The sequence below is a fragment of the Kumtagia ephedrae genome (genome assembly GCF_003012745.1).
Classification (GTDB): domain Bacteria; phylum Pseudomonadota; class Alphaproteobacteria; order Rhizobiales; family Rhizobiaceae; genus Kumtagia; species Kumtagia ephedrae.
This window is the reverse complement of the sequence record NZ_PXYK01000058.1, coordinates 1-6,084: the sequence shown is the minus strand read 5'-3', so window position 1 is coordinate 6,084 and position 6,084 is coordinate 1. Positions and strand designations below refer to the sequence as shown.

At 66.1% G+C, this 6,084-nt stretch carries 5 protein-coding genes; 2 read left to right on the top strand and 3 right to left on the bottom strand.

From position 1 onward, the window contains the following. Positions 1-46 precede the first annotated feature (46 nt). Positions 47-274: a hypothetical protein gene (locus C7I84_RS29125; RefSeq protein WP_106775711.1), complete on the bottom strand. Its 228-nt coding sequence runs from the start codon at positions 272-274 to the stop codon at positions 47-49. After that, positions 274-1,683, bottom strand: a complete 1,410-nt coding sequence (locus tag C7I84_RS29120) for an oligosaccharide flippase family protein (RefSeq protein WP_106775710.1) — start codon at positions 1,681-1,683, stop codon at positions 274-276. Before C7I84_RS29120 ends, C7I84_RS29125 begins: the two co-directional genes overlap by 1 nt. A 94-nt stretch (positions 1,684-1,777) precedes the next feature. On the opposite strand from C7I84_RS29120, the gene C7I84_RS29115 reads away from it, so the two are divergent. Next, on the top strand, positions 1,778-2,005 hold the full coding sequence (locus tag C7I84_RS29115) for a helix-hairpin-helix domain-containing protein (RefSeq protein ID WP_106775709.1): 228 nt from the start codon (positions 1,778-1,780) through the stop codon (positions 2,003-2,005). 98 nt (positions 2,006-2,103) lie between these two features. Here the strand turns inward: C7I84_RS29115 and secA are convergent, their stop codons facing one another. Then, positions 2,104-4,845 (bottom strand): preprotein translocase subunit SecA, encoded by a 2,742-nt coding sequence (secA, locus tag C7I84_RS29110; RefSeq protein WP_106775708.1) that lies wholly within the window; start codon positions 4,843-4,845, stop codon positions 2,104-2,106. A 237-nt stretch (positions 4,846-5,082) separates the two neighbouring features. On the opposite strand from secA, the gene C7I84_RS29105 reads away from it, so the two are divergent. Beyond that, the gene (locus C7I84_RS29105; protein ID WP_106775707.1) at positions 5,083-5,958 is read left to right on the top strand and encodes a peptidylprolyl isomerase; all 876 of its coding nucleotides are present in this window, start codon (positions 5,083-5,085) and stop codon (positions 5,956-5,958) included. Positions 5,959-6,084: the final 126 nt, after the last annotated feature.

The window sequence follows — 6,084 nt, the reverse complement described above, 5'->3', positions numbered from 1 at the left end:
CCCGCCGGACCGCCGCTTATCTCCTCGATCAGTGGCTGGGCGACCATCACGGGTTCCTTCCGGCGGAAAGCGGCACCGCGAAGATCACCATGGCGATCCCGAGCTTGCGCCATGCGGTGAAGGACAGCGCCGCCGCCTCGAAGCTCATCGATTTTTCGATGCGCTCCTCATGCGACGGCCGCTCGGCGGCGGTGCCGCCCAGGCCGGCGAGCCCGGAGATCATCGCGCCCGCCGGACCGCCGCTTATCTCCTCGATCAGTGGCTGGGCGACCATCACGGGTTCCTTCCGGCGGAAAGCGGCACCGCGAAGATCACCATGGCGATCCCGAGCTTGCGCCATGCGGTGAAGGACAGCGCCGCCGCCTCGAAGCTCATCGATATGGCCGTGGCGAAGGCCGCGCCCCACAGGCCGAACAGCGGGATCAGCACGACGCTCAGCGCGACGTTCAGCGCCAGCGTCAGCGCGTAGACGAGGGCGCAGACGTTCTGGTTGCCGCTCATGGTGAGCAGGCTCTCGCACGGGCCCACCGCGGCGCGCGCCACCACGCCGATGACCAGCGGGAACAGCAGCGGATAGCCGGCGGCGAAGCCCGGCCCGAACAGCGCCAGCATCGGCTCGCCGAGCAGCAGCACGACGCCGGCCATCACCAGCGACGGCCAGAAGGTCCACGCCACCGTCTCGCGGGCGAAGCCGGCCAGCCGGTCGCTGTCGCCATGGGTGAACTGGGCATAACGCTGGGCGACCCCCGCCTTCACCGCGAAATAGACGAAATGGACGAGCGCCAGCGTCTTGACCGTGGCGAAATAGACCGCGACGTCTTCGGGCTGCATGAACATGCCGACCATCAGCACGTCGGCATTGGTGAGGATGAAGAAGAAGCTCTCCACCAGGAAGATCGGCAGCGACACCGCGATCCAGCTTTTCAGGTGGATGCTGCGCGGGCCGGCGGGCAGCCGCCGGTCGACATTGGCGGTGGTGCCGACGAGCTGGATCACCGTGGTGGCGTAGGTCGCCAGGATCGCCGCCCAGATCGCCACCTCGGCGGAGCCGGGATAGCCGAGAAGCAGGGCGCCGGCCATGAACACAAGGATCAGCACCGGGCGGGTGATGTAGGTGGGCGCCAGCGCCGAGATGACCCAGGAATGCGCCCGCGCCATGCCCTGCAGCAGGTCGGACAGCGCGATCATCGGCAGGCAGAACAGGCCGAGGATGAAGGGCAATACGTAATAGGATTCGATCCGTCCGGCCGACAGCCGGAGCACCAGCATGGCGGCGAGCGCGATGGCGGTGGAGGCGAACAGCACGAACAGCCGGCTGGTCAGCAGCACGCCGCGTAGCTCGGCCAGCATGCCCTTCTCGCGGTATTCCGGGATGAAGCGGATCACCGAGGTGTGGAAGCCGAAGCAGGAGATGTTGCCGGCGATCACCATGGTGGTCCAGACCAGCACGAAGATGCCGTATTCGAAGCTGCCCATCCAGCGGGCGAGCAGCACCTGGCTGAGGAAGGCGATCGTCGCGCTGAAAACGCGGATGCCGAAGGCGATCAGCGACATGCGGCCAGCGGCGCCGCGCTCGCCGGGTGCCAGCACCACGGCGTCGATGCGGTCGACGAGCGGCCGCAGCCTGAGAGCGAGGCGCTCGGGCAGAAGCCTTTCGGCCGTCGTTGCCGCGGAAAAGCGCACGCGTTACTCTCCGAATTCCGCCGGTATCAGGACGGTCTAGCCGCGACACGTTAAGAAACGGTTGGGTGGAGGCCTGCTGGAAGGCTCTGCAACCATGATCGAGCGTGCCGAACGCGACAGGATGCGGAAGGCCCATTCGATCGGGCCGAGGATGATCGCCTATCTGGAGGAGATCGGCATCGAGCGGCTTTCCGACCTCAAGGGCGCCGACCCGCACGAGATCGCCATGCGCATCGACATCGCGCTCGGGCGAAGGCACATGAACCGGCTGGGCGTGGCGGCGTTGCGGAACCTGATCGAGCTGGCCGAGCGGAAGGGTTGAGCGTCGCGCTGACGGTGCGAGGCTTCGCTCTCAGCCAAATGCTGCGCGCGGCAGGCCCTGTCCGGCTGGCGGCCCCGTCCGGTCGCGCCAGGCAGCCGTCAGACAAACGCCCCGTGGCAGTGCTTGAACTTCTTGCCGGAGCCGCACGGGCAGGGCTCGTTGCGGCCGACCTTGCCCCAGGTCGAGGGCTGCGAGGGATCGCGCTCCTCGGGTGCCACGGTGCGGTCGACCGAGACGCGGGTCAGCACCGCGGCGTCGCCAAAACTGTCCTCGTTGAAGTCGTCCTCGCCGGTGGTGGCGTCGATGTGCTGGCCGAAGACCCGCGGCGCTTCAGGCGGTGGCGCCTCTGCGGCCTCGCGCACGATCTCGACGCGCATCAGCTGCGCGGTCACCGCCTGGCGCAGATTGCCGAGCAGGGCCTGGAAGAGCTCGAAGCTCTCGGACTTGTACTCGTTGAGCGGATCGCGCTGGGCGTAGCCGCGGAAGCCGACGACCGAGCGCAGGTGGTCGAGATTGACCAGATGCTCGCGCCAAAGCCGGTCGAGGGTCTGCAGCACCACCGAGCGCTCGACATAGGCCATGACTTCCGGGCCGAAGCGCTCGGCGCGCTGCCCGGCGGCGTCGTTGGCGGCCTTGGTGACGCGCTCGCGGATCTGTTCCTCGTCGATACCCTCTTCCTTGACCCATTCCTCGACCGGCAGGTCGAGGTTGAGGAATTCGCGGCAGCCGTCCTTCAGGCCGGCGGCGTCCCACTGCTCGGCATAGGCGGTCTCGGGAATGCAGCGCGCGACGAGATCGTCGATCACGTCCTGGCGCATCTCGGCGACGGTCTCGCCCAGGCTGTCGCCGTCCATCAGGGCAAGGCGCTGCTCGAACACGACCTTGCGCTGGTCGTTCATCACGTCGTCGTATTTCAGCAGGTTCTTGCGGATGTCGAAGTTGCGGGCCTCGACCTTCTTCTGCGCCTTCTCCAGCGCCTTGTTGATCCAGGGGTGGATGATCGCCTCGTCCTCCTTGAGGCCGAGCTTCTGCAGCATGCCGTCCATCCGGTCGGAGCCGAAGATGCGCATCAGGTCGTCCTGGAGCGACAGGTAGAATTTCGAGCGGCCGGGATCGCCCTGGCGACCCGAGCGACCGCGCAACTGGTTGTCGATGCGGCGCGATTCATGGCGCTCGGTGGCGAGCACGTAGAGACCGCCGGCGGCGATCGCCTTATCCTTCAGCCGTTCGATGTCGGCGCGGATCGCCGCCTCGCGCGCGTCGCGCTCCGGGCCCGGCTCGACGTCGGCGAGCTCCTGCGCGATGCGCATGTCGGCATTGCCGCCGAGCTGGATGTCGGTGCCGCGCCCGGCCATGTTTGTTGCGATGGTGATGGCGCCCGGGCGGCCGGCCTGGGCGACGATGCCGGCCTCCTGCTCATGGTAGCGGGCATTCAGCACCTGGAAGTCCTTGACGCCTTCCACGCGCAGCCGCTCGGCGAGCTGCTCGGACTTTTCGATCGAGGTGGTGCCGACCAGGATCGGCTGGCCTTTCTCGGCGGCCTCGCGGATGTCGCGGATGATCGCCTTGTACTTCTCCTCGACGGTCCGGTAGACCTCGTCGTCCTCGTCCTTGCGCAGCACCGGCTTGTTGGTCGGCACCTCGGTGACTTCGAGGCCGTAGATGTTGCCGAATTCCTCGGCTTCCGTCGCCGCCGTGCCGGTCATGCCGGCCAGCTTCTTGTACATGCGGAAATAGTTTTGGAAGGTGACGGAGGCCAGCGTCTGGTTCTCCGGCTGGATCTGGACGTGCTCCTTGGCCTCGAGCGCCTGGTGCAGCCCTTCCGAATAGCGGCGGCCGGGCATCATGCGGCCGGTGAACTCGTCGATGATGACGATCTCGCCGTTGCGGACGATGTAGTCCTTGTCGCGCTGGAACAGCCGATGCGCCTTCAGCGCATTGTTGACGTGATGGACCATGGCGACGTTCTCGACGTCGTAGAGCGACTCGCCCTTGAGCAGGTCGTTGTCCTTGAGCAGGTTCTCCACCCTCTCGGTGCCGGCTTCGGTGAAGATCGCGGTGCGCTGCTTCTCGTCGATCTCGTAGTCCTCGGGCGAGAGCGTGACGATCAGGGCGTCGACGGTGTTGTACATGTCCGAGCGGTCCTCGAGCGGACCGGAGATGATCAGCGGTGTGCGCGCCTCATCGATCAGGATCGAGTCGACCTCGTCGACGATGGCGAAGTTGTGCCCGCGCTGCACCATCTGCTCGCGCTCATATTTCATGTTGTCGCGCAGATAATCGAAGCCGAGCTCGTTGTTGGTGGCATAGGTGACGTCGCAGGCGTAGGCGGCGTGGCGCTCCTGGTCGGAAAGGCCGTGCACGATGACGCCGGTGGTCAGGCCGAGAAAGCCGTAGACGCGACCCATCCATTCGGAGTCGCGGCGAGCCAGATAGTCGTTGACGGTGACGACATGGACGCCCTTGCCGGCCAGCGCGTTGAGATAGACGGGCAGCGTCGCCACCAGCGTCTTGCCCTCGCCGGTGCGCATCTCGGCGATGCCGCCATTGTGCAGCACCATGCCGCCGACGAGCTGCACGTCGAACGGACGCAGCCCGAGCACGCGGCGGGCCGCCTCGCGGCAGGTGGCGAAGGCCGGGATCAGGAGGTCGTCGAGCGTGGCGCCGTTGGCGATATCCTGGCGGAACTGTTCGGTACGGGCGCGCAGCGCCTCGTCGGACAGGGCCCGCATTTCGTTCTCCAGGGCGTTTATGGCCTCCACCCGCGGCCTGGTGGCCTTGACGCGACGATCGTTGGAGGAGCCGAAAATCTTACGGGCGAAACCGCCGAGACTGACCATCAATGGCCCTTTCGATATTCATTTTGCCGGGCTTGGCCGGCGGCCCCGCGGCTCGAACCTGAGCGGTCGGCAACGGGATAGGCGCCCGGAAATCGGTCTGGACGCCAGGACGAAGGACAGATAAGAGGGGGCACTTTCGATGTCAACGTGGCGGCAACGCTTGAAGTGGCGGCAATTCCGGCCACATTCCCACCTTAACCGGCTTCGCCGCCAAACAGTCTTCCTACCGGAGAGTTGATGATGTTCCGTTTCCGCAGCGCTTTGCTCGCCAGCTTGAGTCTTGCCGCCGCTTTCGCCCTGAACGCTGCCGCGGCGCAAGCCCAGGACAGCAAGCCGGCCGACACGGTCGTTGCCACGATCGCCGGAGAGACAATCACCGAAGCGGACCTCACCCAGGCGATGGCCGATCTCGACCAGCAGTTCGCCCGGCTGCCGGAGGAGCAGAAGCGCGCCGCCGCGCTGTCGGCCATCATCGAGATCAAGCTGCTCGCCAACGAGGCCAGGGCGAAGGGTCTCGACAAGTCCGAAGAGTTCCAGCGCCGCATGGCCTTCCTGCAGCAGCGGGCGCTGCACAGCGAGGTGATCGAAAACGAAGTCGCGGGCAAGATCACCGACGAGGACATCCGCAAGCGCTACGACGCCGAAATCGCCGATACGCCGCCCACCAACGAGGTGCATGCCCGTCACATCCTCGTGAAGACCAAGGAGGAGGCGGACGCCATCGTCAAGCAGCTCGACGGCGGCGCCAAGTTCGAGGACATCGCCAAGGAGAAGTCGAGCGATCCCGGCTCGGGCGCCCAGGGCGGCGATCTCGGCTGGTTCGGCGCCGGCCAGATGGTGCCGGAATTCGAGAAGGCCGCGTTCGCGCTCGAGGTCGGTTCCTACACCAAGGAGCCGGTGCAGTCGCAGTTCGGCTGGCACATCATCAAGCTCGAGGACAAGCGCGCCAAGCAGCCTCCGGCCTTCGACGAGGTGAAGGAGCAGTTCCGCTCGCTCGTGCTGCGCGAAAAATACTTCGCGCTGGTCAAGCAGCTGCGCGAGGCCGGCAAGGTCGACGTGACCGATCCCGACCTCAAGAAGGGCGTCGAGGCAATCGAGAAGTCCGAGCAGTAAGCTGCGGCGAAGCCAGGGCCTTGACGAAGAGCAGCGTCGCGGCAGGTGGTGGCGACGGGAGGCTGATGCCTGACGTCATGAACCCTTCGAGATTGCTCTCGTCGGTCAGGTAGATGGTGAACTTGG